24 protein-coding genes and 2 pseudogenes are annotated in these 24917 nt (G+C 58.6%); 13 read left to right on the top strand and 13 right to left on the bottom strand.

Features of this window, described 5'->3' with window-relative positions; genetic code table 11:
• Positions 1-36: 36 nt before the first annotated feature.
• Both ACIQUG_RS33190 and ACIQUG_RS33185 read right to left on the bottom strand, forming a co-directional pair.
• Positions 37-564, bottom strand: a complete 528-nt coding sequence (locus ACIQUG_RS33190) for an Hsp20/alpha crystallin family protein (protein WP_402326602.1) — start codon at positions 562-564, stop codon at positions 37-39.
• A gap of 505 nt (positions 565-1069) precedes the next feature.
• Positions 1070-2026, bottom strand: coding sequence for a glucokinase (locus ACIQUG_RS33185; protein ID WP_402326600.1), 957 nt, complete (start codon positions 2024-2026; stop codon positions 1070-1072).
• 126 nt (positions 2027-2152) lie between these two features.
• On the opposite strand from ACIQUG_RS33185, the gene ppsA reads away from it, so the two are divergent.
• Complete coding sequence (ppsA, locus tag ACIQUG_RS33180; protein ID WP_402326599.1) at positions 2153-4549, top strand: phosphoenolpyruvate synthase; 2397 nt, start codon at positions 2153-2155, stop codon at positions 4547-4549.
• A gap of 11 nt (positions 4550-4560) precedes the next feature.
• Here ppsA and ACIQUG_RS33175 read toward each other — a convergent pair whose 3' ends face one another.
• Positions 4561-4878, bottom strand: a complete 318-nt coding sequence (locus ACIQUG_RS33175; RefSeq protein WP_402326598.1) for an ATPase inhibitor subunit zeta — start codon at positions 4876-4878, stop codon at positions 4561-4563.
• A 24-nt stretch (positions 4879-4902) separates the two neighbouring features.
• Positions 4903-6525 (bottom strand): chaperonin GroEL, encoded by a 1623-nt coding sequence (gene groL / locus ACIQUG_RS33170; protein ID WP_402326676.1) that lies wholly within the window; start codon positions 6523-6525, stop codon positions 4903-4905.
• Between the two features lie 170 nt (positions 6526-6695).
• Between groL and ACIQUG_RS33165 the strand changes: the two genes are divergently transcribed.
• Complete coding sequence (locus tag ACIQUG_RS33165) at positions 6696-7502, top strand: universal stress protein (protein ID WP_402326597.1); 807 nt, start codon at positions 6696-6698, stop codon at positions 7500-7502.
• Positions 7503-7697: 195 nt separating this feature from the next.
• The gene (locus ACIQUG_RS33160) at positions 7698-9236 is read left to right on the top strand and encodes an AAA family ATPase (RefSeq protein WP_402326596.1); all 1539 of its coding nucleotides are present in this window, start codon (positions 7698-7700) and stop codon (positions 9234-9236) included.
• Positions 9237-9443: 207 nt separating this feature from the next.
• On the opposite strand, the gene ACIQUG_RS33155 is transcribed toward ACIQUG_RS33160, so the two are convergent.
• Both ACIQUG_RS33155 and ACIQUG_RS33150 read right to left on the bottom strand, forming a co-directional pair.
• Positions 9444-9773 carry a c-type cytochrome gene (locus tag ACIQUG_RS33155; RefSeq protein ID WP_402326595.1) on the bottom strand — a complete coding sequence of 110 codons (330 nt, stop codon included), beginning with the start codon at positions 9771-9773 and terminating at the stop codon, positions 9444-9446.
• Positions 9773-10171 (bottom strand): hypothetical protein, encoded by a 399-nt coding sequence (locus ACIQUG_RS33150; protein WP_402326594.1) that lies wholly within the window; start codon positions 10169-10171, stop codon positions 9773-9775. The genes ACIQUG_RS33155 and ACIQUG_RS33150 overlap by 1 nt, the downstream gene beginning before the upstream one ends.
• A gap of 261 nt (positions 10172-10432) precedes the next feature.
• Here ACIQUG_RS33150 and ACIQUG_RS33145 point away from each other — a divergent pair, with 261 nt between their 5' ends.
• The 4 genes from ACIQUG_RS33145 to ACIQUG_RS33130 all read left to right on the top strand — a co-directional run bounded on the left by ACIQUG_RS33145 (position 10433) and on the right by ACIQUG_RS33130 (position 13675).
• Complete coding sequence (locus tag ACIQUG_RS33145; RefSeq protein WP_402326593.1) at positions 10433-11116, top strand: CBS domain-containing protein; 684 nt, start codon at positions 10433-10435, stop codon at positions 11114-11116.
• Between the two features lie 3 nt (positions 11117-11119).
• On the top strand, positions 11120-12055 hold the full coding sequence (locus ACIQUG_RS33140; RefSeq protein ID WP_402326592.1) for a 1-phosphofructokinase family hexose kinase: 936 nt from the start codon (positions 11120-11122) through the stop codon (positions 12053-12055).
• Between the two features lie 221 nt (positions 12056-12276).
• Positions 12277-12618 (top strand): DUF5335 family protein, encoded by a 342-nt coding sequence (locus ACIQUG_RS33135; RefSeq protein WP_402326591.1) that lies wholly within the window; start codon positions 12277-12279, stop codon positions 12616-12618.
• Positions 12619-12691: 73 nt separating this feature from the next.
• On the top strand, positions 12692-13675 hold the full coding sequence (locus ACIQUG_RS33130) for a zinc-dependent alcohol dehydrogenase family protein (RefSeq protein ID WP_402326589.1): 984 nt from the start codon (positions 12692-12694) through the stop codon (positions 13673-13675).
• 348 nt (positions 13676-14023) lie between these two features.
• On the opposite strand, the gene ACIQUG_RS33125 is transcribed toward ACIQUG_RS33130, so the two are convergent.
• The 4 genes from ACIQUG_RS33125 to ACIQUG_RS33110 form a co-directional block, all read right to left on the bottom strand.
• Positions 14024-14815, bottom strand: coding sequence for a sulfite exporter TauE/SafE family protein (locus tag ACIQUG_RS33125; protein ID WP_402326588.1), 792 nt, complete (start codon positions 14813-14815; stop codon positions 14024-14026).
• Positions 14816-14889: 74 nt separating this feature from the next.
• On the bottom strand, positions 14890-15336 hold the full coding sequence (locus ACIQUG_RS33120; protein WP_402326587.1) for a DUF6691 family protein: 447 nt from the start codon (positions 15334-15336) through the stop codon (positions 14890-14892).
• Positions 15336-15767: a YeeE/YedE family protein gene (locus ACIQUG_RS33115; RefSeq protein WP_402326586.1), complete on the bottom strand. Its 432-nt coding sequence runs from the start codon at positions 15765-15767 to the stop codon at positions 15336-15338. The genes ACIQUG_RS33120 and ACIQUG_RS33115 overlap by 1 nt, the downstream gene beginning before the upstream one ends.
• A gap of 6 nt (positions 15768-15773) precedes the next feature.
• A complete protein-coding gene (locus ACIQUG_RS33110) occupies positions 15774-16712 on the bottom strand; it encodes an MBL fold metallo-hydrolase (protein ID WP_402326585.1) in 939 nt (312 codons plus the stop codon).
• Between the two features lie 130 nt (positions 16713-16842).
• On the opposite strand from ACIQUG_RS33110, the gene ACIQUG_RS33105 reads away from it, so the two are divergent.
• The 3 genes from ACIQUG_RS33105 to ACIQUG_RS33095 are packed head-to-tail and all read left to right on the top strand — an operon-like array spanning position 16843 to position 18959.
• Complete coding sequence (locus tag ACIQUG_RS33105; RefSeq protein ID WP_402326584.1) at positions 16843-17472, top strand: peroxiredoxin; 630 nt, start codon at positions 16843-16845, stop codon at positions 17470-17472.
• A complete protein-coding gene (locus ACIQUG_RS33100) occupies positions 17469-17897 on the top strand; it encodes an ArsR/SmtB family transcription factor (RefSeq protein ID WP_402326583.1) in 429 nt (142 codons plus the stop codon). The genes ACIQUG_RS33105 and ACIQUG_RS33100 overlap by 4 nt, the downstream gene beginning before the upstream one ends.
• A gap of 21 nt (positions 17898-17918) precedes the next feature.
• On the top strand, positions 17919-18959 hold the full coding sequence (locus ACIQUG_RS33095) for an LOG family protein (RefSeq protein WP_402326580.1): 1041 nt from the start codon (positions 17919-17921) through the stop codon (positions 18957-18959).
• A gap of 62 nt (positions 18960-19021) precedes the next feature.
• Here ACIQUG_RS33095 and ACIQUG_RS33090 read toward each other — a convergent pair whose 3' ends face one another.
• Positions 19022-19363: a GNAT family N-acetyltransferase gene (locus ACIQUG_RS33090; RefSeq protein ID WP_402326674.1), complete on the bottom strand. Its 342-nt coding sequence runs from the start codon at positions 19361-19363 to the stop codon at positions 19022-19024.
• A gap of 246 nt (positions 19364-19609) precedes the next feature.
• Positions 19610-20641, bottom strand: a pseudogene (locus ACIQUG_RS33085) (zinc-dependent alcohol dehydrogenase family protein); the annotation flags it as partial.
• Positions 20642-20803: 162 nt separating this feature from the next.
• Between ACIQUG_RS33085 and ACIQUG_RS33080 the strand changes: the two are divergent.
• From ACIQUG_RS33080 to ACIQUG_RS33070, 3 genes and pseudogenes are all read left to right on the top strand, one after another.
• A pseudogene (locus ACIQUG_RS33080) lies at positions 20804-21004 on the top strand (transposase); the annotation flags it as partial.
• Between the two features lie 213 nt (positions 21005-21217).
• Positions 21218-21544: a hypothetical protein gene (locus ACIQUG_RS33075; protein WP_402326673.1), complete on the top strand. Its 327-nt coding sequence runs from the start codon at positions 21218-21220 to the stop codon at positions 21542-21544.
• An 884-nt stretch (positions 21545-22428) separates the two neighbouring features.
• The gene (locus ACIQUG_RS33070; RefSeq protein WP_402326671.1) at positions 22429-22986 is read left to right on the top strand and encodes a pentapeptide repeat-containing protein; all 558 of its coding nucleotides are present in this window, start codon (positions 22429-22431) and stop codon (positions 22984-22986) included.
• A gap of 76 nt (positions 22987-23062) precedes the next feature.
• Here the strand turns inward: ACIQUG_RS33070 and ACIQUG_RS33065 are convergent, their stop codons facing one another.
• A complete protein-coding gene (locus ACIQUG_RS33065) occupies positions 23063-24415 on the bottom strand; it encodes an adenylate/guanylate cyclase domain-containing protein (RefSeq protein ID WP_402326578.1) in 1353 nt (450 codons plus the stop codon).
• Positions 24416-24917: the final 502 nt, after the last annotated feature.

The following is a 24917-nucleotide window of genomic DNA, read 5'->3' as shown; positions in this document are numbered from 1 at the left end:
CAAAGCTTTTCCCCTGCGAAGCGGGACGCTCGTTTGCTAAGCGGTTTTCACCTGGATCTTGCGATCGTTCTGTTGGGCCTCTTTGGTCTTCGGTATGGTGACGGTGAGCACACCTTTCGAGAAGATCGCCGCAATGTCGTCGGCCTTAACGCCGTCAGGCATCTTGAAGGTGCGCTGGAACGAACCGTACCGCCGCTCGGAGAGCACGTATTCCTTGTCCTTTTCTTCCTTCACTTCCTGCTTTTCGCCGCGGATTGTGAGGTTCCCGTTGGAAACCTTCACCTCGATATCCTTCTCCTCGATACCCGGAAGCTCGGCGGTAATCTCGTAGCTGGCCTCCTTTTCGACGAGATCCACGGCCGGCGCGACAGCCCAGGTCGACAAAAGCGAGGTCCGCGGGAAATGGACCGGTTCAAAAGGCCGGCGCCAGAAGGTCGGGGCGAAGTCATCAAACAGGCGGTCGATTTCGGAGCGAAGACCTTCAAATGGCAACCACGATTCCGAGCGGGAACGGGGCGCCTTCTCTTCTTGCTTGATGGGAAGTTTGGTTGCTGTCTCAGCCATGGCTGCATTCTCCTTTCGCGTACACATTGGACGTGACCGGCGACATGGCGCGGGCGGATTTTCATCTCCTACCGTCCCCTGACGCTAGGCGTCGCCGACCAGCAGACATGACGATTAGAGCGCGTTCTCGGACGCGGCGCATTGACGGCCGTCAAAAGGCACCGGCCCGGCGGTTTGATGAAGCGCAATGCAGGGCACTCGTCACCGTGTCGTTATTGCACGAATGATCGTTTTCCGGGATATCGAGATGACCAAGCGAACCAGACTGCAAATGATACAGGCAGCCTTCTTGAATTGGCTGATGCTGATCCTGCTCGTTCTCATGATCGCGTCAGTCTGTAGCGTCCTTGTGATAAAGGGAATTCTTCTCAAGGAGCGGCAAGTGAGCCTCGGGGCACCGCAAGCCTTGGCGACCGCCTTCCTTGCGCGACAGTCACCGGATCGAGCCGCTACCGCCCACAACGTATGAGGGTCTATGCGTCGGATGTATGTCGTGTGGCGGCTCTCAACCGAGGCGCCGTGCCAGAGCGACCGCCGCACCTTTCAAAATCGCGTCGTCGCTGCGGATGAGGAATATCGGAACCTGTGCCAGCCAGGAAGAGCGTCGGCCCTTCGCCTCGAACGCGGCTCGAAACACTTCAAGCTTCAGCCGCCGTTCCATTCTTCGTGGATTGGCGCCCCAGAGGTAGATGCCACCGCGGGCATCGTAAAGGAGAGCGACGTCGCCAGCGAACCTGGCCAGCCACGTGGCGAAGTAGTCCACCGCCTTTGCTGCCACCCTGTCACTCCCGTTTAAGGCCGCGTCGATGATGCTGAGCGCCGGCAAGCCGCGGACGGCCTGACCCGCACTTTCGAGCAACAGTTCGTAGACATGGCAAAGGCCGGCGTCGGATAGAAGGTTTTCAACGGAGACGTAGTCCGTATCGCAACGGATCCGCTCCAGGAGGTCAAATTCGCCGCGCGTGTGAGGGGCGAACGAGATTCCTCCCGCGTAAGTGCGATGGGCGCTCCATGTGGCGTCGGTCGAGGTCAGCGATGTCACGCCCAACGCCTGTCCCATGCTGATGATTGCCCTCGGAGCGGCTGCGTCCCCCTGTTGTCCGCTAATGACTCTGATATCGTGCGAAGTCAGGTGGGGGAGGGCCAACGCCAGCGCGTCGAGGGTCTCGACCGTTACAACCGGCGTTCGAGAACGGCCCCAGTCGAGTTCTTTCGCCAAGACATACTGAAGGTCCTCTTCGTGGGAGATGGGGCCGCCGTTGATAACCGCTACTCCGATTGCGCAAGCGGCGACTGGCGTCGATCGGATGTACGCGGCAAGCGCATCGGTCACGCAGGAAAAGGCCTGATTGTCGAACTGGACGTAGTGGTCAATCGAGAGCCGATCGTAATCCGTCACCGCAAGGCGCGTATGTGTCTCGCCGATCTCCGCGACGATTGCTTGGCGTGCGAGTTTTCCCACAATAGTCCCTCCACAGTTGTTCGCATAAAATATGAGGGAATTCGACCAAGTGTGCTTTGACGGCCGTCAAGGCCGGTATCAGCCGTGGCGCCTAAAATTCACCAGCTGTGAATCGAGGAGGCGCAGATGGCATCCGTGATTTGGTTCGAAGATGTAGGACGGGATGATATCGGCGACGTCGGCGGCAAGAACGCCTCGCTAGGCGAGTTGATCCGCAGCTTTTCCGGGACTGGTATCAAAGTTCCCGGCGGGTTTGCCACGACGGCGCAAACCTATTGGCGCTTCATCGATTTCAACAACTTGCGCGAGCCCATCCGCGCGCGCTTGGAGGCCTGGGAATCCGGTAGCGAGACCCTCGGCCGGGCCGGCGCGGCAATTCGCGAACTTATCCTGGAAGGTCGCTGGCCGGCCGAAGTGGAAGCCGACGTGGTATCAGCCTACCGAAAACTGTCCGAAAGGACAGGTCGCGGGTCTGCGTCGGTCGCGGTGCGCTCGAGCGCCACTGCCGAAGATCTTCCGACGGCGAGTTTCGCCGGGCAACAGGAGACCTACCTCAACATCGCCGGCGAACAGGAACTCATGGATGCCTGCCGTCGCTGTTACGCTTCCCTTTTCACGGACCGCGCCATCAGTTATCGCCAATTGAATGGTTTCGATCAGATGAAAGTTGCGCTGTCGATTGGTATCCAGCAGATGGTCCGCTCGGACCTCGGCAGTGCCGGCGTCATGTTCTCGATCGAGACGGAGACCGGCTTCGACAAAGTTGCTGTCATCAACGCCAGCTGGGGCCTTGGCGAGTACGTCGTCAAGGGGAGCGTCGATCCGGATGAGTATCGTGTCTTCAAGCCGCTGCTCGGCCTCACGGACCTCGTGCCGATATTGGAAAGACGGCGCGGTTCCAAGGAACGAAAGCTCGCCTACGGTGACGTGGCATCACCGACGCAAGACGTTTTGACGGGCAGCGAGGAGAGGGCACGGCTCGTCTTAAGCGACGAGGAAATCGTGAAACTGGCCAGCTGGGCCGTCGCCATTGAGGCGCACTATGGATGTCCGATGGACATCGAATGGGCGAAGGACGGTCAGACTGAGGAGATTTGGGTTGTCCAGGCCCGGCCGGAGACCGTGCAATCGCAGGCGGCGACCAATCTTCTTTCGACCTACCGCGTCAATTCCAAGGGCCGAACAATCACCAGGGGGCTTGCGATTGGCAACGCCATGGCGGCGGGGCCCGTATGCTTTATTGATCATTCGAGCGACGCTGATCGCTTTGTCGATGGCGCCGTGTTGGTTGCAACGACCACAGACCCCGATTGGGTTCCGCTGATGAAGCGTGCTTGCGCCATCGTCACAGACCACGGGGGCCGAACGTCGCATGCTGCGATCGTCAGCAGGGAACTTGGCCTTCCTGCCATCGTGGGTGCCGGAAACGCAACGCAGTTATTGCGTCCGGGCGAGACAGTTACTGTATGCTGCGCGGAGGGAGATGAGGGCACGGTCTACGAGGGGCGGGCGGACTTTGCGGCGGAACAGATACTCCTTTCCGACATACCTCAGACGCGCACAAAGGTGATGTTGAACCTTGCTGATCCGCAGGCTGCATCCAGGTGGTGGAGATTGCCGGCCGACGGCATCGGGCTTGCGCGAATGGAGTTCGTGATTTCGAATTCCATTCAGGTCCACCCGATGGCACTCGTGCATTTTGACGACTTGCGGGACCAGGCCGCCAGAGAAATGATATCCGATCTGACGCGGGGATACGCAGACAAGACCGACTACTTCGTGGACAGGCTTTCAACCGGCCTGGCGCGGCTTGCCGCCGTCGCATTTCCAAAGCCCATCATTATCCGCCTGAGCGATTTCAAGACCAACGAATATGCTGGCCTTTGCGGCGGGTCGCAGTTCGAACCGCAAGAAGAAAATCCGATGATCGGCTTTCGCGGAGCCTCCCGCTATCATTCACCCCGATATCGGGAAGGGTTCGTGCTGGAATGCCGTGCCATAAAGCGCCTTCGAGAGACTATGGGCTTTCGAAATGTCGCGCTCATGATCCCCTTCTGCCGCTCTCCGCAGGAAGCAGAAAGAGTGCTCGACACAATGGCAGAGAACGGATTGAAGCGCGGCAATGGGCTTGAAATTTACGTAATGTGCGAAATCCCTTCCAACGTCATTCTGGCCGCGGAATTCGCCCGGTATTTCGACGGTTTTTCCATCGGGTCAAATGATCTCACGCAACTGACGCTTGGAATCGACAGGGATGCCGAGGAGCTTTCGTCTCTCTTCGACGAACAAGATCCGGCAGTAAAATGGATGATACGCAAGGTCATCGTGGAGGCAAAGGCGGCTGGAGCCAAGATCGGGCTATGCGGACAGGCACCCAGCGATCATCCCGCATTCGCGGCCTTCCTCGTAGACTGCGGAATTGACTCGATCTCGGTCACGCCCGACAGTTTCGTTGCTGTGAAGCGGACTGTTGCGGCTGCGGAAGAAATTCGGAAACGAGGCTTAGAGGATCGAGGCCAATGATGCCTGCCCCTTCATTCCTCAGCTTCGAGTTGTTCGGCTGCCACAAAGAGGAGCGCGCGCATTTTCTCTAGCATCATCGCCTTGTCGACCGGCACGTTGGCAGCATGCAGGTCGCCGAGCACCTTCGCCAAGATGTCATCATCGCCAGGTTCGGCATAACCAGCCTTGACCACCTCTTCCACATAGTCGGATGTATCCGCGCGCCCGATAACCTGAGCTGCCCATTTCGCCAAGATACGATTGCGTCGATCGCGGACCCGGATCGCCATTTCGAAATCCAGCAAATACTTCTCTTCGAGAGCCTTTTGCCGTTCGTTCAATGCGCTCATCACGATGCTCCGATCTTCGGGGGGCTAGGCTTGCATGCCGGCTTCGACAAGGCCGTTCTTTGCCGGCTCCGGCAGCTCCGTCATAGTGGCTTCGGTTAACAATAAAACGCTTGCGACCGAGACCGCATTTTCAAGGGCTACGCGGACGACCTTGGTGGGATCGATTATGCCGGCAGACATCAGATCGACATATTCCTTCCGTCCCGCGTCGAAGCCGTAGTTGCCTTCCCCCTCCATCATCTTCGCCACGACAACGCCGCCATCGGTGGAGGAATTCTCGGCGATCTGGCGCGCCGGAAGCTCAAGCGCGCGTTTGAGAATCTGGACGCCCGTGCGCTCGTCACCTTCACACGTTCCTTCCTCTACGGCTAAAGCATTGATGCATCGCAGGAGAGCGAGCCCGCCGCCAGGCAGAATGCCTTCGGCGACAGCTGCTTTAGTCGCGCTGATAGCATCATCGAGCGCTTCCTTCTTCGACTTGAGTTCGGCTTCCGTGGCCGCACCCACCTTGATGACGGCAACGCCGCCCGAGAGCTTTGCCAGTCGCTCCTCAAGTTTCTCTCGGTCGTAGTCGCTCGTCGTCGTTGAAATCTCCCGCCTTAGCTGTTCGGTGCGGGCGTGAATTGCCTTCTCGTCTCCCGCTCCACCTATGATGGTTGTTGTATCCTTTGTAATGACCACCCGTTCGGCACGACCAAGCTGATCAGCGGTGACGGTTTCCAGCTTGATCCCCAGTTCCTCCGAGATCAACTGACCGCCAGTGAGTATGGCTATGTCCTGAAGCAGCGCCTTTCTTCGATCGCCGAAGCCGGGTGTCTTCACCGCGCAGTTGCGAAGCGTTCCCCGCATCTGGTTGACGATCAATGTGGCCAGCGCTTCCGTCTCGACGTCCTCTGCGAGGATCAGCAAAGGGGTCCCGGATTTGGCAATGCCCTCCAGTAGGCCGACACAATCTTTCAGCGACGTGATCTTTCGATCGAAAAGCAGAATGACAGGATTTTCGAGCGCCACTTCCATCCGCTCCATGTCGGTGACGAAGTAGGGCGAAAGGTAGCCGCGATCAAACTGCATGCCTTCGAGTACATCGAGGACCGTCTCCGTTGATTTTGATTCCTCGACGCTGATCACCCCTTCGTCGCCGACTTTCTCCATCGCTTCTCCAATGAGTGCGCCGATGTGCGTGTCGTTGTGCGCCGAGATGGTTGCGACCTGCTCCTTTTCAAGCTTTGAAGAAACCGGCCGCGAATTCCGCTTCAGTTCTGCGATGGCGCACTTGAGCGCACGGTCGAGACCTCGCTTGATATCGATCGCGCTTGCGCCGGCCACGACGTTACGCAGGCCGTCAGCGAAGATCGCATGGGCAAGAATGGTCGATGTGGTCGTGCCGTCACCCACGATTTCACCGGTCTTTTCCGCCGCCTGCCTTAACATCCGCGCGCCGAGATTTTCCTCTGGGTCCTTGAGATCGAATTCCTTGGCAATTGTGACGCCATCGTTGCAAACGATCGGTGAACCCCACTTTCTCTCAATCAGTACGGACTTGGACCGAGGTCCAAGTGTGACCCGAACCGCATCGGCAAGCTGAGCTGTCCCCTTCAGGATCTTCTCGCGCGCGGCTGAGTGGAAAAGGACTTGTTTGTGCGCCATGGCTCCAATCCTCCCTTTGCCTGTGTCTAGCACGCGGGAGGTCAGCCAACCTTGATGGGCGTCAAAGACATCGACGCTGGCGATGCCGGGCCTTTGACGGTGGTCAAGGCGAGACCCATCGATCAGTGTTTTCATAAACCGACCGGGTTTCCAAATTGGGGGTCGTAGCAATGATTTACAACACGATACTGGTAAGCTTGAGCGTGCACGAAAGTGTTGCCAGACAGCTGAAATTTGCCCGTGACGTCGCGTCGCACTTCGAAGCAACACTCGTCGGTTTCGCTGCCGGCGACATTCGCATCATAACGGCGGCCCCTCCCGGAGTGGTGATGGATGATGAATTCATGCGTCTCGAAGCGATCGATATCGAGCGCCACCTGGAGACGCTGAAAAAAGAATTCGAGGCGGAAGGCGGAGACGTGGATTTCTTGCGGACGAGCGTTGGTGATCCGACGAAGGAACTCGCGGCTGCTGCTCGATTGGCCGACCTCGTTATCGCGGGCACACCGCAAGTCGGTAACGAGCAGGTTGATATCGGTGAACTGATCCATTCGGCGGGTCGCCCTGTCCTCATCCCGAGAGCCGATCTTGAGCCGCTCGCTGCCCATAAGGTCGTCGTGGCCTGGAAGGATACGCGTGAGGCCAGGCGCGCCGTGGTCGATGCAATGCCTTTCCTCGTTCATGCTCGCGAGGTGCTTGTCGCCTCAGTCGAAGATCAGGCAAAGCATCACGCCTTGGAGACACTCAATGATGTTGTCCGCCACCTGATCCATCACGGTGCACGAGCCCGCGGAGAGATCTTCAGCTGCGATGCTCCTTCAGATGGCGAGGCCCTGATCGGCATTACCAAGCAATTTGGTGCGGACCTGATCGTTTCGGGAGCATATGGCCACAGTCGTCTGCGCGAGTGGCTGGTCGGAGGCGTCACCCGGTCGCTGCTACGCGAAACCAATCTCAATCGCCTGATGTCATCCTGATTGAGCAGGCGGCTCGCACGGTATTCATTCGAGGTGTGCGGGGATCGATCCCGCACTGACCGGGAGCTCACGAGGAGGACTATTGATCCGCGTCAACGCCAGATCGACGCGCGGCGCGCATAATAATCAAAGTCTTTTACGTCCGACAGCGCGGCGCACAATCGGCGCTGCCTTTCGCCATTCAAGCGAGGCAACATGCTCGTTCAAGACCAGACCGATGCCACGGCATTCTTAGGCGACCGGCGCACACACGGAGGCGATGTGGTCGAACACATCGAAACTCATATCTCGCATGTCTTTCTCGCTCACGACCGCGCCTTCAAGATGAAACGCGCCGTCAAGCTGCCCTACGTCGATTTTTCAACGCCGGAGCTTCGGCTGAAAGCCTGCGAACGGGAGGTCAAGCTCAACGGGCCCGCAGCTCCGGGTCTTTATCTTGGCGTCCGAAAGATCGCGCGCGACCGCGCGGGCAGGCTTCACTTTGGCGACGGCGAACTTGTCGAGCCGGTCGTCGAGATGGTTCGCTTTGACCAGAACGCACTGTTCGATCGGATGGCCATGGAGGGACGGCTGACCGCGAGACTGCTGTCTGAAGCGGCGCGCATGATCGCCCGCTACCATCATGTTGCACCTGTAGTTCATCGAGGTTCGGGGTCTGCAAACATTGGTGCGGTGCTTGCCATCAATACGGCTGGCTTCGGTACCAGTCAGGTCTTCGAAGAAACCGAAGTCACCGCTGTTACACAGCGTTTTGAAGCAGTGCTTCGAGAGTTTGGGCCGATTCTGGATCGCCGAGAGGCGTCCGGTAAAGTCAGGCTATGCCATGGGGACTTACACTTGCGCAACATTTGCCTCATTGACGGACAGCCTCGCTTGTTCGATTGCATCGAGTTCAACGATCAGATCGCCACGATCGACACACTTTATGACCTCGCCTTTCTGTTGATGGACCTGTGGCACAGGGGGCTCCCGCAGTTCGCGAACCTGGTGATGAACCGCTACCTTGATGTATCCGATGACGAGGATGGATTTGCACTGCTGCCATTCTTCATGGCAATCAGGGCTGCCGTCAGGGCTCACGTGACCGCTACCCAGGTCGCAGAAGACGCCAGTGCGGTGCATCTTGTGTCAGAGGCGCGTTCCTACTTTGAGCTCGCGCACGCGCTTCTCACCAAGGTTCAGCCGCGCCTCATCGTGATCGGAGGCTTCAGTGGCTCCGGCAAGACGACCGTAGCGGACGCTCTGGCCGCTGAGCTCGGCGCACCTCCGGGCGCGCGCATCATCGAGAGTGACCGCGTTCGCAAGGCTTTCTACGGAGTTTCAGCAGAGACACGCCTCGGTGCGGACGCCTACAAGCCAGATGTATCGGACAATGTCTATTCCGAAGTGGTTCGCCGCAGCCTGACGGTATTGAAGGCAGGCGGCTCGGTTGTAGCGGACGCAGTGTTCGATCGCGCGCGTAACCGCAGCCTCATTGAGGTTGCAGCGAGAGCCGAAGGCATCCCGTGCGAGGCTGTCTGGCTGGAGGCCAGCGCGTCCATGCTGCGACAGCGCGTGGCTACGAGAAACAAGGGTCCTTCGGACGCGGATCTTAGCGTTCTGGCTCAGCAATTGTCTGGCGAGGGGAAGCCGCTCAACTGGCGCGTCGTCAATGCGGAACAGCCGGTCAGCGACATTGTTCGCGACATCCTCGAGCCTGGAAAGGTCTCGCAAGCTTCCGGACGCATCACCTGAACTGGACTTGAAATGCGACAACCGTTTCACCGCGCAGCGACGACACACGCTTAAGTCCATCCTAAACGATGGGACCGACCTCACGCTGAGCGTCAGGCATTGCCATGTCTGTCGGTAGCAGCAGAACGCTCAAGCCCTCACGCCGCCCAACGAGCGCCTTCTAACCCGAAGCACCCGCTGTTGTCGCTAATCGCGGCCGCTAAGGCTTCAACGCTGTTGCGATTTGATGTAAGCGACGAGATCTGCGATTTCGGCGCGTGTAAGCGACAGATCTGGCATACGCGAATGCTGCGGCGCCGACAGGAAAAACCGCAGACGCGCTTCATCCAGGCGTTCGGACTTCCTGATTTGCGAAAATGGCGGAACAGAATCCGATCCGGCTACCTGCCGCGGTGCAACCACGTGGCATTCGTCGCACCATCGGGCGGCGATGGCGCGCCCGCGGGCAAGATCTGCTGCAATGCTTGGGCTCCACAGCAGCAATGTAACAACCGCAGCAAGTTTCAAGGTTCGCGCTGTCAGCAAGCCCGTCGTCATCACATTGTCGCCTGTGCGGCCATGTTTTCGACGACGCGCCTTTCTTCTTCTTGCAGGCGCTTCGCCGTTTTCCGCATCGAGGTCGTGCCGATGTCCGCAAGCCGCGCTCCTTCCTTGAAGTAATCGAGAAATGTCTGTTGCCAGAAGCCGGACCAGACATCGAACAGATCAGGTTCCCGGTCATACGATTGGCAATGCTGAAGCAAGTGCAAATCGCTCTCCAGACGGTTCTGCAGGAACTGCAACGCCTCGATCTGATAGCGAAGAGTGGCTTCGACAGTCGCCGCCTGCATATGCCCCAATGATCCTAGCGCGCCCCAAAGCTCGATAGAGAGGGCTGACGATGACGGGAGGAACCAGGAAGGTGCTTTCAACGGCTGCCAATTTGCTTGTCGCATGGATGTTTCTCCAAAACTGTCACAATCTCGGTTAACGGCACTCACTCGTTGCCATGGCCGCGGGGGCCGAAACGCTCTGCAGTTCATGGCACGCTAATAGAGCGGGATGTGCGCGTCCTTGATGCGGGTCAAAATACCCTCATTCAAATGCGACCCGGAAATGCTCGGGTCTGGCTGGTTCGTGCATTGATCGGCGTCAATCTCCCGCGCCGGCTTTTCGGATATGGTTTATAGCGTCTTCGCCTTTGATCGGAGTCTGAAATGCACGCTGCCGACATCATGACCAGAAAGGTTACTTTCGTAAGCCCTGACCATGGTGTGCGGCACGCTGTGACGCTCATGCTCGACAGGGGAGTCAGCGGCTTGCCGGTATGCGATGACAGTGGGAACCTCGTCGGCATGCTGTCCGAGGGCGATCTCATCCAGCGCTCCGAATTGGGACCGGCTGTGCTGGGAGGGAGATATTTGCAAAGGGATCCCGAAACTTACATACACAGGCATAGCTGGCGCGTCGGTGACGTGATGTCGTTTCCCGTCGTGGCAGTGGAGGCGGATACATCGGTGGACCAGATTGCCGCCTTGATGGAAGCCCATTCCATAAAACGCGTACCAGTCGTCCATCAGGGCCGCTTGGTTGGCATAGTCAGCCGTCGTGATATTCTTAAGGTGATCGTCGCGGAAAAACCCGAGAAATCCGTAGCTGGCGACGAAGCCATGAAGCGCGCAGTGCTGACGCGCCTGTCTTGCGACCTCGGCATGGAGCAGGGCGCCATCGAGGTGAAAGTCGAGGCCGGTGTCGTGGCCCTGACCGGCTTTGTCGAAAGCGGCGTTCAGCGGCTGGCTGCTCGGGTTGCGGCCGAGACGGTGTGCGGCGCCGGATGGGTGCGAAATGAATGGCGCGTTGCCAACGGAGCTGACTGCAAGACCGTTGATCAGGCTCGTTGAACGATGTCCATTCTTGCGATCGCGCTTAACCCTACCATTGATGTTTCGAGCCAAGCGAGGCGCATTCATCCAACTGTCAAGGTTCGAACTCACGATGTGCTTCAACGGCCTGGCGGGGGCGGGGTCAATGTCGCTAGCGTCATCTCCAGGCTTGGCGGCAACGTGGAATTGGTGCTGCTGGCGGGCGGCGCCACCGGGGCGATACTCACGGACGCCTTGGCGACAACGGCTATCCGCCTTCATCCGATCACGATAGACGGCCCCACGCGCATTGCCTTCATGGTCCATGAAGAAGAGACTGGGCTTGAGTACCGCTTTGTGCCGGACGGCCCCGAAATTTCCGCAGGCGACGTAAACTCGGTCCTGAAGGCGGTTGGCCAGTTCCAGGGAAATTATCTCGTGGCGAGCGGAAGCCTCCCGCGCAACGCTCCCGCCGATCTCTATGCGGAAATTGCCAGACGTGCCGCGAAAAAAGGTACGAAGGTGATCCTAGATTGTCCGGGAATGACATTGCGCGACACATTGGGCAAGGCTCCGTTCTTCCTTATCAAGCCGAGCCTTGAGGAGTTGGAAGTTCTGGCCGCGTGCCGACTGGACGAAGATGGGGTCACGAAAGCTGCATCGGCTTTGGTCAGGGATGGTGTCTCAGAGTTCGTCGCGGTGACCCTGGGCCGTGAGGGTGCACTGCTCGCCGGCGCTTTCGGCACCCTAAGAGCGCCATCGAAACATGTCATCGCCAAGTCCACAGTGGGCGCGGGCGATAGCTTCATCGGCGGACTTGTCTGGTTCCTGGACGCGGGTGGGCCGGTCGAACATGCATTTCGGTTCGGTATCGCTGCGGGCGCGGCGGCGGTTATGGCTGCGGGAAGCGAACTTTGCAGGCGCGAGGACGTGTTTGCCAACTATGGTGAGGCCTGGTTGCCAAACAGGCCCGGCTAGGCCAGCCGATTTGATCGGCGACAAAGCGGGGCATCCTCAAGTGAGCTACCTTGATACTCGGTCGCTCGATCAGTCGGGCGATTGCTTGCGCGGGCAGCGGCGCTGGAGGAACCGGAAGGACATTTTTTCGGCCGCTGCAGCGCCGTAAAAGGCAGATATGCAGAGGTCGGGAGCAGCCGGTTCGCTCGCGTTTCGACCGCTGATCAAGAGGAGTGACAAAAATGACCAGTCGCGTCCTAGTTCGGTCCGAATGGCAGTTCTTTTTTGATCGCATGGCAAAGGCCCTTCGAGGAAAACGGGCGCATGTCGAGATTACCGGCGCTCGACTGGGTGACCAGATCCAGGCGAAATCGGTCCCCTTGGTCGGCATCACGTACGATCCCAAGGGAGATCTCCTTGAGATTGCCATGGAAGGGCTTGATCATCTCATTCACAAGCCGGCCAGCATAGCAGTTCTCGAAGGGGTCGACGGGCTCAGTGGCGTGGAGATTGTGGATTCAGATCAACATCGCCAAATCATCACGTTGACGAGCCCGCTCAGGCTTTCCGCTCCGAACGATTGACACCAAAGCCGCGCGAATGAGTTTCGAAGCGCGGCAGTCACTTTCGCCTATATCGTGGGAGTTGAGGTGTGTGATGAAGGCGATGGTGCTCGAACAACCCGGGAGGCCATTGGTCCTGAAAACCCTTGCCGACGTGCCACCTGGCCCTGGTGAGATGCGAATACGCGTGGAGGCCTGCGCGGTCTGTCGCACTGATTTGCACGTAATAGACGGAGAACTCGAGCATCCCAAACTTCCGCTGGTGCCTGGCCACGAAATTGTCGGGGTCGTCGAAACGCTGGGTGACGACGCCGATCCGTCTCTTCTTGGAAGCCGTGTTGGCGTGCCATGGCTTGGCTTCACTTGCGGCCACTGCATCTATTGTCGTGCCGGCCTGGAGAACCTGTGTGATCAACCGCTCTTCACGGGCTATACGCGCGATGGCGGGTTTCCCACCCACGTCGTTGCCGATCAACGCTTTTCCTTTGGCCTTGAGCTCGCAGACGACCCAGTGGCTGTTGCTCCACTTCTCTGTGCCGGCCTCATTGGCTGGCGGGCGCTGAAGAAGACAGGAAATGCAAAGCGCATCGGTCTCTTTGGCTTCGGCGCCGCGGCCCACATCATTGCCCAGATCTCTGTATGGCAAGGGCGTGAAATCTATGCCTTCACCCGGCCCGGTGACATTCAAGCCCAGCGCTTCGCAATCGGTCTGGGCGCAAGCTGGGCGGGTGGATCGGACGAGGCGCCGGACGTATTGCTTGATGCCGCCATAATCTTTGCGCCAGTGGGTCCACTCGTCCCAACGGCGCTACGCGCAGTGCGCAAAGGCGCGCGCGTCGTGTGCGGCGGCATACACATGAGCGACATTCCTCAGATGCCCTATTCGATCCTCTGGGGAGAACGCGAAGTCGTTTCGATAGCAAATCTCACGCGGGCCGATGCCCGCGAATTCTTCCCTATCGCCCGGAACGCCAAGGTCAAAACGCACACGGTTGTCTATCCGCTCGAAGGAGCGAACGAAGCCCTTGAGGATCTCCGCCATGGCAGATTGAACGGGGCTGCCGTCCTCGTTCCCTGATCGGGAACGAGGATGTTGACCAAATCGATGCTGCAGAACCCAGTGCGCCGGCAAATTCGCATTCGGGCCGCCGACGATTGGCGGGCGCCTCTGAGAGGTGCGTTGGACGTGGTTGCATTTGAGTCAGCGCACCGCAACCGACGAGAACCCGTATGTCGGAACGACGCAGCTTCAACCTGGTGCCGACTTGTGGCCGGAGCGTTGGAACCGAAATCTTGGCCATCGTGCCTTCCAGATGATCGCATGACGGTCGCGGCGCCTTTTGCGGGGACACTATTCGAGGAGGCAAGGGACTCCGACGCGACGACCTTTAAATGTCGCAAATTGCCTTCAAATCCCAGCGTTTGCTCAATTCGCGACAATCTCGAAGAGACTGCGGTACAGCATGTATACGGCAACGATGAAGATCATCAGGGCAAACAGAGTATTCAACACGCCCTTGTACACGGCAAGTCGGCTCGCCGCGGCGGTGCCCATCACGCCACCAACCACGCCGCCGGAGATGAAGGCGGCGGCAAGCGTCCAGTCGACGTAACCCGATGCAGCGTAACTTAGGGCCGTCGTCAAGCCGAATGCGGAGACAGCCACGAGGGAGGAGCCGACGGCGAACAGAATAGGCATGCCGGTAGAGGCCATCAGGCCCGGCACGATCAAAAAGCCGCCCCCGATCCCGAAAAAGCCTGAAAACATCCCCGTAAGCCCACCGAAAGCGATGACTTTCGGCGCGTTTTCACGCGAACAACGCGCCCCCGGATCGCCCTGCGCCTCTCGGCGTTTGAGCATCAGCCCTCCGACCCCGATCATGAGCAAAGCAAACAAGGCGAGCAAATGCTGCCCTTCCACCAATTTTCCAAGGAACGAGCCGACATAGGCTCCGACTATTCCCGATAGGCTGTACATGATGGCGCAGCGCCATTTGACATGACCGAGGCGCGCGTGGCCGATCAGGTTGGCGAAGGCATTGACAGCAACGGCGAGGGCACTGGTGCCGATCGCAAGGTGCGGGCTCGACACTCCGACCAAATAGACCATCAGTGGAACAGCAAGGATGGATCCGCCACCGCCAAACAGGCCGAGCGCCAATCCGACCAGTCCGCCGGACAGCCCCCCCAGCCCGTATTGGATAGGTTCGAGAGACATTTCGAAGACCTAACATGAATTGCGATGGTCTGGCCGAGCCGTTCGAGTCAAGCTTTCGGGACCATCTTTACAGGTTATCGGGCGCTTCCCCTGGACAGCGACGCTGTCGCCTCGAAGGTGAAGCGATAGAGGATCATTCCGGCGACCATCGCCAGGACGAACAGCCCTGCCTGCCATCGGCCCGTAGACAAAGCGGCGATCGCAGGGCCTGGGCAGAGACCAACCAGTCCCCACCCGACACCAAAGAGTGCCGCGCCGGCCACGAGGCGGAGATCCAGCGCACGCTTCGTCGGAACATGAAACGTCTCGTCAAGCAGTGGCGCGCGCCGGCGATTGCGGACAATGTAGGCGAGCGCCGAAGGGATGAGGGCGCCGCCCATTACAAAACCAAGCGATGGATCCCAGTCGCCGGCGATATCGAGAAAGGCAAGAACGCGTGCGGGATTGATCATGTCGGAGACAACAAGCCCGGCGCCAAAAAGCAAACCACAACAAATGGCGGCAAACACTCTCGCAATCATCAGGCACTGGCTCCTAAAACTAGACGCATCGCAAACACCGTGGCCGCAGCGACGGTCATGAAGATCAATGTTGCGACGATCGAGCGCGGCGACAGCCGTGCAAGTCCGCAAACACCGTGGCCGCTGGTGCAACCCGAACCAAGGCGTGTGCCGAAGCCAACAAGCAGTCCGCCGACGAGAAGGAGTGGCACGGATGAGGTCACTTGGATGTTGGGCGCGCGCGCGATCGACGATGCGACAAAGGCCCCAACAAGAATGCCTCCGAGGAAGCCAAGGCCGAGTTTGCTGATACCAGAACCCGTCAGGCCGAGTGTTGAGGCGACGAGCCCGGAAATCCCGGCGATCCTCCCCGTCGTCAAAAGATAAATCCCGGCAGAAAGGCCGATGAGAAGGCCGCCTGCAAGCGGCCAGAGAAAGCTAATCTGGTTCATTTTTGCTCACAACACGTTCAGTGGGATCTTCAGGTACCGCACACCATTGTCTTCAGCCGGGGGCAACTGGCCCGCGCGCATGTTGACCTGCACCGAGGGCAAAATGAGCTTCGGCATCCCGAGCGTTGCGTCGCGTTCGGTGCGCATTTTGTCGAATTCATCTTCGCTGACGCCCTCACGGACATGGATGTTTCCCGAACGCTGTGCGCCAACCGTCGTCTCCCAGGCGTAATGTTCGCGGCCGGCGGCCTTGTAGTCATGACAGAGATACATCCGGGTTTCATCCGGGAGTGCCAAGATGCGCTTTATCGAACGATAAAGCTGACGCGCATCGCCGCCAGGAAAGTCGCAACGTGCTGTCCCGTAGTCTGGCATGAAAAGCGTGTCGCCGGGGAAGATGGCGTCACCGATGACATAGGCGAGACAGGCTGGCGTATGTCCAGGCACGTGCAGGACCCGCGCATCGAGTTCCCCCACCATAAAGCCATCGCCGTCGTTGAAGAGCTGATCAAATTGACTGCCATCCCGCTGAAACTCGGTGCCGGCATTAAAAATCTTGCCGAACACCTCCTGGACGCGGACGATTTCCCGTCCGATCGCAAGATGCCCGCCAAGTTCAGCCTGAAGGTAGGGGGCGGCCGAGAGGTGGTCGGCGTGGGCATGGGTCTCCAGGATCCAGCGGACCTCGAGACTTTCAGCTTTCACGTAATCAATGAGCGCCCTCGATGAGATCGTGTCGGTGCGCCCTGAAGCCGCGTCGTAGTCCAGCACGCTATCGATGACCGCACACGCCTGCGAGAGCGGGTCCCGCACAACATGGCTGACCGTGCTGGTTTGCTCGTCGAAGAAAGACCTCACTGCAGGACGTTTGCTTGGGTCTACCAGCGCTCTCTCGATCACCTGGTGGGCGTGATGCAGGGCTTGATCCGAACTATGGCCCGTCATGGTCTTTTCCATCCGTTGACTTGATTTATTTATTAGGTACATACTTACAATAAATAAGCAAGTGTTATTGCCTGGATTTGTATTCGGATTGCCGTTATGCAGATCGAGCCGGCAGCAGACAGGAACCCATATGACCGAGACGATGCCCAAGCCCCTTGCCTTGCACTCGCGCGCGCCCGACTTTTCGGCGCGCTCCACGGCAGGGCAGATCACCCTCTCGTCCTATCGGGGCCGCTGGCTGGTCTTTTTTGCCCATCCAGCAAACTTTACGCCCGTATGCACCAGCGAGTTCATTGCGTTTGCCCGCGCATCGCCGGAATTCGAAAGCCTTAACTGCTCGCTGCTTGGGCTCTCGGTTGACAGTCTCTATTCGCATATCGCCTGGGTCCGCGACATTCGCGACCGGTTCGCAGTGAACGTCACATTCCCGATCGTGGAAGACCCGTCCATGGCGATTGCGACGGCTTATGGGATGATCAACGATGCTTCCGAAAGCAGCGCGACCGTCAGAGCGACATTCGTGATCGATTCGCAGGGTGTCATCCGTGCGATTATCTCGTACCCGATGAATGTAGGCCGTTCGGTTGACGAACTGCTGCGTCTCGTCGCCGCGCTTCAAGCCAGCGAGCGAGAGGATGCATCGACGCCGCAGGGATGGCGTCCGGGTGATCCGCTTCTCGATCCTGCACCCACAATGGATGCGCCACAGGAGCTCGTTCGGCCGGGCGAGAGTTGGTATTTTCGCGAGAGGCGGACATGAGCGTCGGAATCCACGGTTCATTGGAAACGTTGGCGGAGAAGGCGCAGGAAGCAGCCGAATTCGTGCGGCACTTCAGCAACGCCAACAGGCTGATGTTGCTCTGTCACATCGCTCAGCAGGAAAGCTCGGTGGGCGAGATTCAAGAGGCGCTGGGCATCAAGCAACCGGCCCTTTCGCAGCAACTCGCGGAGCTACGACAGGCAGGCCTCGTCAAGACACGGCGGGAGTCTCGCCAGATCTACTATACGATCTCCGACGGCCGGGCCGAAGCGGTGATGAAACTGTTGTTCAAGCTCTTCTGCGACCCAAAAGCAGATCTTGGCGACCAACGCGCGGTGGGCAGCCCAGATGCCACCACACCCATTCGAATGGACGCAGCCCACTTTGCCCGCGTTGAACCGGTAGGGCCGCCGGGCCAAGGATAGGCAGCGGCCGAAGCCATCGAAATGGACGCGTTTTTGGAGTATCCTTTGCGGATGTGTCCTAAGCGTCGCGACGATGGAGCCAAGAAAGGCAGTTGCCGGCCCGGTCTCGTGCCGGCGCCACCTCATCCATCTCACCGCACAAAGCCGCTGCCAGGACAGACGATCAAGTCGGTGGCGGACGACCCACACGCGCCCGACAGGGTCGAGGCTATTTTGCGGAGCGAAAGCTACCGCTTGGCGATCGACGACCCTGGCTTTCTCGATCGTGATGATACGCGCGGCCCCAGGCTTCAGATGGACTATCTAAAGCCGGAACTCCTGCTGCGCCAGCACGGGATCGAGGGGACTATCGTTGTCTTCGGCAGTACGCGTCTATGTGAGCCGGACGCAGCACGTCGCAATGTCGAGAGCGTTCGCCAAACCCTTGGGGAAGGGGAAGACGGTGCGGGTTCATGCCAGCGGCTACAGGTCGCGGAACGGATCCTCGACAAAGCAAGGTTTTATGATATCGCCAGGGATCTCGGGCGAATGGTTGGCCGAGCCAATTGCGCCAATCCTCAGCACTCGATCGTTGTCATGACAGGTGCGGGCCCCGGCATAATGGAGGCTGCCAATCGTGGCTCTTTCGACGTTGGCGCACCATCTGTGGGCCTCAACATCAGTCTGCCGCGCGAGCAGTTCCCCAACCCTTATGTCAGTCCTGAACTCTGTTTTCGGGTTCACTATTTCGGGGTGCGAAAGCTGCATTTTCTACTACGCGCAAAGGCCCTTGTGGTGTTCCCGGGCGGCTTCGGGACGCTCGATGAGTTGTTTGAAACACTCACACTTGTCCAGACGCGCAAGATCAAACCGATACCGGTCATTCTCGTCGGCGAAGAATTTTGGCGCCGGGCATTGGATATAGACTTCCTCGTGGAAGAGGGTCTCATCGACGAGGAAGACCGACACCTATTCTGGTACGCTGAATCAGGCGCTGAAGTGTGGGATGGTATTTTAAGTTGGCACAGGGCCGCCGGCACTCCGCTGTATCCGCAGCAAGAAGACGACGATCACCTCGATTGAATGCGGTTCCTCGCCGTCTGGCCGTCGACCCAACGGCGCCCATCAAGCCAAAGGCTAGGACGTCAAGCGCGCATGAGATCCTTGCGGATGAGCATCAGTGTCGCGTCCTCGGGATACGGCACCGCCGTGAAACCCTGTTCCCGCTCCAGTTCGATAGCCTCGTAGTTCGCGCGGCTTTCAAGTGACTCGATGGACTTGGCGCCGCAAGCTTGCGCGTAGCGAGCCGCGTGACGCAGCATTTCCCAGGCAACGCCTCTGCGCTTGGCTTCGGCGCGAACGGAGATCGCCACTTCCGCTATAGCTGTCGAACTGTCGCAGGCAATCATTGCCGTCGCGATGATCGTTTTGTCGTCCTGCCCGAACGCGAGGAAATTCTCCGTCGTCCGGTGATCGACCCTGGTCATCGACAGAAGGCGTTCCTGACTCACTTCGCGGATTCCGCCCAAGAATCGGAACCGAAGGTCCTGCGGCGTCACGTGAGCAAAAAAATCGGCGAGAAGCGCATCATCCTCGGCACTTACCCGCCGGATGTGAAGCGCAAGGCCGGTGTGCGTCAGGAGATCGCAGCTCCATTCGTCGCTCACTGGCGATCGAGACTGCAATCCCCGTTTTCCTGTCGTGTGCGCCGACGCCGCCTGCGCCGTGTCAGTCTCGATGATCACCTTTAAAGCTCCGGTGCTTTCAGCATGAGCGAAAGTCTCGTAGGCATCAGAGATCTGGTCGAGGTGAAACCGATGCGTGATAAGCTTCTTCGGGTCAATCTTGCCAGATTGCACAGTCTTCAAAAGCAGTGGAGTGCTGACAGTGTCCACCAATCTGGTCGTGATCGAGATGTTCCGTGACCACAGCTTTTCAAGGTGCAGGTCCGCCTTGACGCCATGTACGCCGATGTTGGCAATCACGCCGCCCGCCGCAACGATCTCCTGACAAAGCTCGAAGGTCGCCGGAACGCCAACGGCTTCTATTGATGTGTCGACGCCCTTGCCTCCGGTTATTGCGAGCACTTGCCGCCAAGCATCCTCGCCACTCGCGTTAATGGCTTGCGTCGCGCCGAAGCGCCTGGCCATCGCGAGCCGGTTTTCATCGAGATCGACCATGATGATTTCCGCAGGTGCGTAGAATTGCGCAGTCAAAAGTGCTGCCAGCCCGATCGGCCCAGAACCGACTATGGCCACCGTGCTGCCCGGCTGTACCTTGCCGTTGAGGACCCCGCATTCAAATCCCGTCGGAAGTATATCGCTGAGCATGACGAGCGCTTCTTCGTCGGCACCTTGCGGGATCGGATAGAGGCTGGTGTCGGCGTGGGGAATGCGGACATATTCGGCCTGTGTTCCGTCTATGATGTTACCCAGGATCCAGCCGCCGGTGACACAGTGGGAAAACATGCCTCGTCGGCAGTTGTCGCATTTGCCGCAGGACGAAATGCAGGAGATCAGGACCCGGTCTCCCTTACTGAATTGACTGACGCCCGCGCCTGTTTCCTCGACGATGCCCACACCCTCGTGCCCGAGTATCCGGCCGGCGGTACAGGTCGGCACATCACCCTTGAGGATGTGTAAATCCGTGCCGCAGATAGTGGTCCTTGTCACCTTTACGATGGCATCGCCCGCGTCGGTAATCGTGGGAATTGGTCGTTCCATGAGGGACGTGCGTCCCGGCGCTTCGTAGACAAGAGCCTTCATCGATTTTCCCCTACATGGCGCCCGGTGTTACCTGTGGACGCCGACGATTGTGTACCCGCTGACCCAAACCTTCTTTGATGAGCGTCAAAGTGGCTGAAGGGCGCTTGAGCTTCGAAAATGGTCTTCGCAATGCGGCCGGCTTCTGAGGCCCAACAGGTAAGGATCGCCGCTGAGAAACTGATGGAGTTGGAGGTCGGCGCGAAGACGTGCGCGGCCTACGGCGAGAAAAACGCGTTCCGGCTTGCGCAACGCAACGTCTATCGGGAACGGGACTGGGAAACACGTGCAGGGACGGCCGAGCCGCGTGTCCCGATGCTTCGTGCCGGCAGCTATTTCCCGAGAAGGAGCCCCCGCCGCATGGCGTGATCGTCACCCGTAACCCGGACGCTCAAGCGAAGTTGACGCGGCCACGGCGGCTATTTGATCCGAAGCCATCATCTCACTTTCAAAGGATGCTATCATTCACTGATCGCAAGGCTCGGGTCCTGGGACCTGGCTCTCGCCGTTATCGTTTAACCCGAACCAAAGGAGAACACGATGATATCGACAAAATTCGTGGGCATGGCCGCGGTAGCCATGTTCATTCCCCTCATTTTCACTGTCCCGGTCTTTGCTCAATCCGGAGATGGTGAGGCCACGGCCCCCGAAGCGCAGCAGGATCAGTCGCAGATGATGCCTGGGATGACGATGGGCGGCCGCCAGCATCGAATGATGGGCGGAATGAGACCCATGCACGGCCACATGATGAAGATCATGTTCGCGATCGCGGATGCCGACGGGGATGGGGCGTTATCCTTCGAAGAGGTTACAGCCATTCACAAGCGCATCTTTGACAGTGTGGATGCCAACAACGACGGCAAGGTGACCCCTGAAGAGATGCGTACATTCATGCAAGGGCAGTGACCGCGGTGGCGGCTGCTGCCGCAAGGGTGGAGGTTTAAGTTCGGCCCCGATGGATTTCTTTGCAACCACGGACGGAGACGAGGCTTTTTTTCCCATTCTGTGCGCCCCCTGTTAAAAGCGGTTGTGCAGCATCGTTCCCGATTATCAATTTAGAGCCTTGGTTCTTGCGAGCAGTGACAGTCTCTGAGAGACCGGCAATTTGCCGAAGGTCGCAGCAACGCCCAATCAGGATTTTTTGGATCGACCTCCCAGATTCCACCGTGACGGTCTTTACCATGCAATGGCCTCGGGCTTGGCGTTGATACCGTCAGATCGACGTTGGCGATTGCGTCGACTGCATGTCCTGGCAATGCTCCAACGTGGCGAGGCGTCTCCACGGCCTCCGATAAGTCGATCATGATGAGTGGAAGTGGTCCGTTGAGGTCAGCCGCCAGCAATGCCGCCAGCCCGATCGGCTCGCAAGCGAACTGGCTTGGACGCGCGTCAAAAACGGACGCCACGGGAGGCGATTGGGCATTCACGGCCGATAGGGTCGTTGATCCGCGTCAATGTCTGAGCGACCAAAGCCCGGTAACACTGGACAGCACGCCGATGCCCGCCGAATCGATGTTTGGATTGCCAAAGCGATCTGCAAAAGCCACGGGATATGGATCGTGATGCGACACGACGAATTTAAGATCCAAACTGTACCCACCCGTTGCCTCGGAAACACTTCGGCGCGCATCTCCGGAACGCGCCGACGTTTGATGCGAATATCGCTCACGCTCGTATTCGAGTTGGCGACACTGGTGCTTTTTCTATTCGCGGGCTCTGCTCAGGCCTCGCATTGCAAGAGCTGGCCGGCGCCGGGCGTGAACTGGAGCGGCTGCAATAGGAGTCACCTCATGCTAAGGGGGGCCGATCTGGAGGGCGCAAACCTTTCCGGTGCGGACATCAGCATGACCGACCTTCGTGATGCTGACTTAAGCGCAGCCAATTTTGAGAAAGCGAAACTCGTACGAGCTTCGCTCGCCGGGGCTATCGCGAAGACGGCAAACTTCACACGCGTTGAAGGCCACCGCGCGAGCTTCGTCCGTTTTTCGGCTGAGGGAACCACTTTTAGCAGCGCAGAATTGCAGCGCGTTGACTTCAGCCAAGCACAACTGATCGATGTCAACTTTGAAAAATCGGAACTCGGCCGCGCCAAATTCAGCGGCGCAAGACTTCAAGACGTTCGATTTTCGCTCGCAAACCTGTCTCGGGTCGACTTCACCGGCACATCATTCGTGGGATCGACAGCATTCGACCGCTCTATTCTCTTTCTGACGCGTATCGAGGGAAGCGATTTGTCCGGAGCAACCGGGTTGCGGCAGTCTCAGATCGATTTAGCGTGCGGCGACGCCTCCACAAAGCTTCCGCCCGGCCTTTTCCCGCCGACGAGGTGGCCTTGCATGTTTGATTGAGATCATTTGGTGCATGGTCGCAGGGCAGGGGTGCGAGCATGCGAGGCGAAGCTACCGCCGGCGGGTCCATCATTGCTTATTCGGGCGGCTTCGTCCCCGCGAAGGCAAAGAGTGCCACATGCTCGCCACGTCCGCCCAATGGCTCCTGGCCAACCGCGACCCATGCGTTCTGTTGTCCGGCCTGCATAACGACCGCCTCGGAGGCAAGCAGCGGGGCATCGAAACGCTTGGTAGCCTGTTCTATCTTGGCAGCGACATTGACAGTGTCGCCAAGCACCGTGAATTCAAGGCGATGTTCGTCACCGACAAGTCCATAGTACATCTCACCGCTGTGGATGCCGATCCCGACGCGGATAGGCGGATTGAAGCCGCGCTTGGCGTTCCATTGGTCCACAAGCGCAAGTATCCGACAAGCGCAGGCTATCGCCCGCGCGCAATCATCCACCCGAGGCTCTGGAATACCGAAGACAATAAGAGCGCCGTCACCTATGAATTTGTCGATAACTCCGCCCGATGCCTCGGTCGCCCGCATGACGCGCCGTCGAAAGGAAGAGATGAAGACGGACAGTCTCGCGGGGTCTAGTTTTTCTGCGTAGGCTGTGAACCCCCGTATATCGACAAACAGGATCGTGCCCTGCTGCCGGCGACCTTGCCGCCAGGTTGCTACGTCATTCTCTCCCACCAATGGCGCAATTTCTGCTGGCAGGAAACGAGCGAGGTTTGCGCGCTTGGCTGTCTCGCGTGCTATGCGGATCAAAAGCCGACGAGAACGTGCCATTGCCAATGCGGTTACCAAACCCATCAGCAACAGCATAACCGCTCGCATTATATAAGGAGGAAGGGAAAGCAGGCGGCTTACGCTCTGTCCCTCTGTCGAGTCCGCGATGCCTTCCAGGCTAAAGCCAAGCCCTGCCACGACGCTGACCACGGCAATCATTGCTGCTGACGTGGCCCATAATTGAACGAGTGGCCTATATCGAAGCGCGCCCACTGAGAGAAGGAGGGGTACGGCCCAGATCGTCGGTATGATCACCACCCAGTTGCCCCCCAGACCGGTGTCCTTCAGTGCAAAATAGAGACTGGCTCCCACGATCGCTGCATCGCCGGTCACCAGCGCAAATGCCATCCAGGGCCTGAACTGACGGCTAATCACGAGCAGGAATGATGTGACGCCGAGACCTAGAAAGGCTGCGACGGTAGTCAGCGCCGTTACGCGAAGTTGGGTCAAGTTGAGCCCTGGAGCGAAGTCGGCGGCTTCGGAGGACACGAGGAAACCACTTGCGAACAATGCAAGGCCCACCGTGATCCGAACCCATCCGATCGTGTACTCGGCCTCGTTCTCCGATTCCCAAAAGGCGCTTTCGACGGGCGTGCTCGTCAGTTCACTCCGTTGTCGATCTAAGCGATTTGCACCTTGAAACTTTCTCATGGATATACCCTCCGCAGGGCGGTTGCTGTCTCAGATATAGCTCAGCAGATCCGATTGCGTGAAGGGCGGACAGGAGCCGCATCATTCGGTAGGACTGTCGTGGGGGGATGCAGGCCAACTCACCGACACGGCCTTCGCCGGCGGCCGCCCGCACGCTTTAGTGTGTTGTTTTTGTTATGTTTTTACAAGAAATCAGGTAACATAGGTTATGGAACTTCAGGGGAGCTTTAAGCATTCCACCCAAAAATCAACAACCTTCAACGTCGTCATTTCATATGGCCAAGGATTTTACGCACCTCGACCGCATATGAGTTGAAGCGCGCGACATCGGCTTACCTAGCTGCTCGATTGCCGCATCGCCCCGCCTGATCGGGATCGACAGAGATCGCCCAATCTGACCGTCGAACAACTGCATTGACGCTTCGTTGCGGTTCGCCAACGTCCTAGGTGACGCCGTGGTGTGATCGACCTCACGGTGCGAGGCATTCCTCGCAAATGCCGC

Origin of the sequence: Ensifer sp. NPDC090286, from assembly GCF_044769565.1 — a bacterium.
Taxonomy (GTDB): domain Bacteria; phylum Pseudomonadota; class Alphaproteobacteria; order Rhizobiales; family Rhizobiaceae; genus Ensifer.
Note: the sequence above shows the minus strand (reverse complement) of the source record. Positions and strands in the feature narration are given on the sequence as shown.

Coding starts and splice junctions, on each gene's coding strand:
- ACIQUG_RS33190 (WP_402326602.1), bottom strand. CDS start 564: ATGGCTGAGACAGCAACCAAACTTCCCATCAAGCAAGAAGAGAAGGCG.
- ppsA (WP_402326599.1), top strand. CDS start 2,153: ATGGCATCCGTGATTTGGTTCGAAGATGTAGGACGGGATGATATCGGC.
- ACIQUG_RS33175 (WP_402326598.1), bottom strand. CDS start 4,878: ATGAGCGCATTGAACGAACGGCAAAAGGCTCTCGAAGAGAAGTATTTG.
- groL (WP_402326676.1), bottom strand. CDS start 6,525: ATGGCGCACAAACAAGTCCTTTTCCACTCAGCCGCGCGCGAGAAGATC.
- ACIQUG_RS33165 (WP_402326597.1), top strand. CDS start 6,696: ATGATTTACAACACGATACTGGTAAGCTTGAGCGTGCACGAAAGTGTT.
- ACIQUG_RS33160 (WP_402326596.1), top strand. CDS start 7,698: ATGCTCGTTCAAGACCAGACCGATGCCACGGCATTCTTAGGCGACCGG.
- ACIQUG_RS33155 (WP_402326595.1), bottom strand. CDS start 9,773: ATGACGACGGGCTTGCTGACAGCGCGAACCTTGAAACTTGCTGCGGTT.
- ACIQUG_RS33150 (WP_402326594.1), bottom strand. CDS start 10,171: ATGCGACAAGCAAATTGGCAGCCGTTGAAAGCACCTTCCTGGTTCCTC.
- ACIQUG_RS33145 (WP_402326593.1), top strand. CDS start 10,433: ATGCACGCTGCCGACATCATGACCAGAAAGGTTACTTTCGTAAGCCCT.
- ACIQUG_RS33140 (WP_402326592.1), top strand. CDS start 11,120: ATGTCCATTCTTGCGATCGCGCTTAACCCTACCATTGATGTTTCGAGC.
- ACIQUG_RS33135 (WP_402326591.1), top strand. CDS start 12,277: ATGACCAGTCGCGTCCTAGTTCGGTCCGAATGGCAGTTCTTTTTTGAT.
- ACIQUG_RS33130 (WP_402326589.1), top strand. CDS start 12,692: ATGAAGGCGATGGTGCTCGAACAACCCGGGAGGCCATTGGTCCTGAAA.
- ACIQUG_RS33125 (WP_402326588.1), bottom strand. CDS start 14,815: ATGTCTCTCGAACCTATCCAATACGGGCTGGGGGGGCTGTCCGGCGGA.
- ACIQUG_RS33120 (WP_402326587.1), bottom strand. CDS start 15,336: ATGATTGCGAGAGTGTTTGCCGCCATTTGTTGTGGTTTGCTTTTTGGC.
- ACIQUG_RS33115 (WP_402326586.1), bottom strand. CDS start 15,767: ATGAACCAGATTAGCTTTCTCTGGCCGCTTGCAGGCGGCCTTCTCATC.
- ACIQUG_RS33110 (WP_402326585.1), bottom strand. CDS start 16,712: ATGACGGGCCATAGTTCGGATCAAGCCCTGCATCACGCCCACCAGGTG.
- ACIQUG_RS33105 (WP_402326584.1), top strand. CDS start 16,843: ATGACCGAGACGATGCCCAAGCCCCTTGCCTTGCACTCGCGCGCGCCC.
- ACIQUG_RS33100 (WP_402326583.1), top strand. CDS start 17,469: ATGAGCGTCGGAATCCACGGTTCATTGGAAACGTTGGCGGAGAAGGCG.
- ACIQUG_RS33095 (WP_402326580.1), top strand. CDS start 17,919: ATGGACGCGTTTTTGGAGTATCCTTTGCGGATGTGTCCTAAGCGTCGC.
- ACIQUG_RS33090 (WP_402326674.1), bottom strand. CDS start 19,363: ATGACCAGGGTCGATCACCGGACGACGGAGAATTTCCTCGCGTTCGGG.
- ACIQUG_RS33075 (WP_402326673.1), top strand. CDS start 21,218: ATGTTCATTCCCCTCATTTTCACTGTCCCGGTCTTTGCTCAATCCGGA.
- ACIQUG_RS33070 (WP_402326671.1), top strand. CDS start 22,429: ATGCTAAGGGGGGCCGATCTGGAGGGCGCAAACCTTTCCGGTGCGGAC.
- ACIQUG_RS33065 (WP_402326578.1), bottom strand. CDS start 24,415: ATGAGAAAGTTTCAAGGTGCAAATCGCTTAGATCGACAACGGAGTGAA.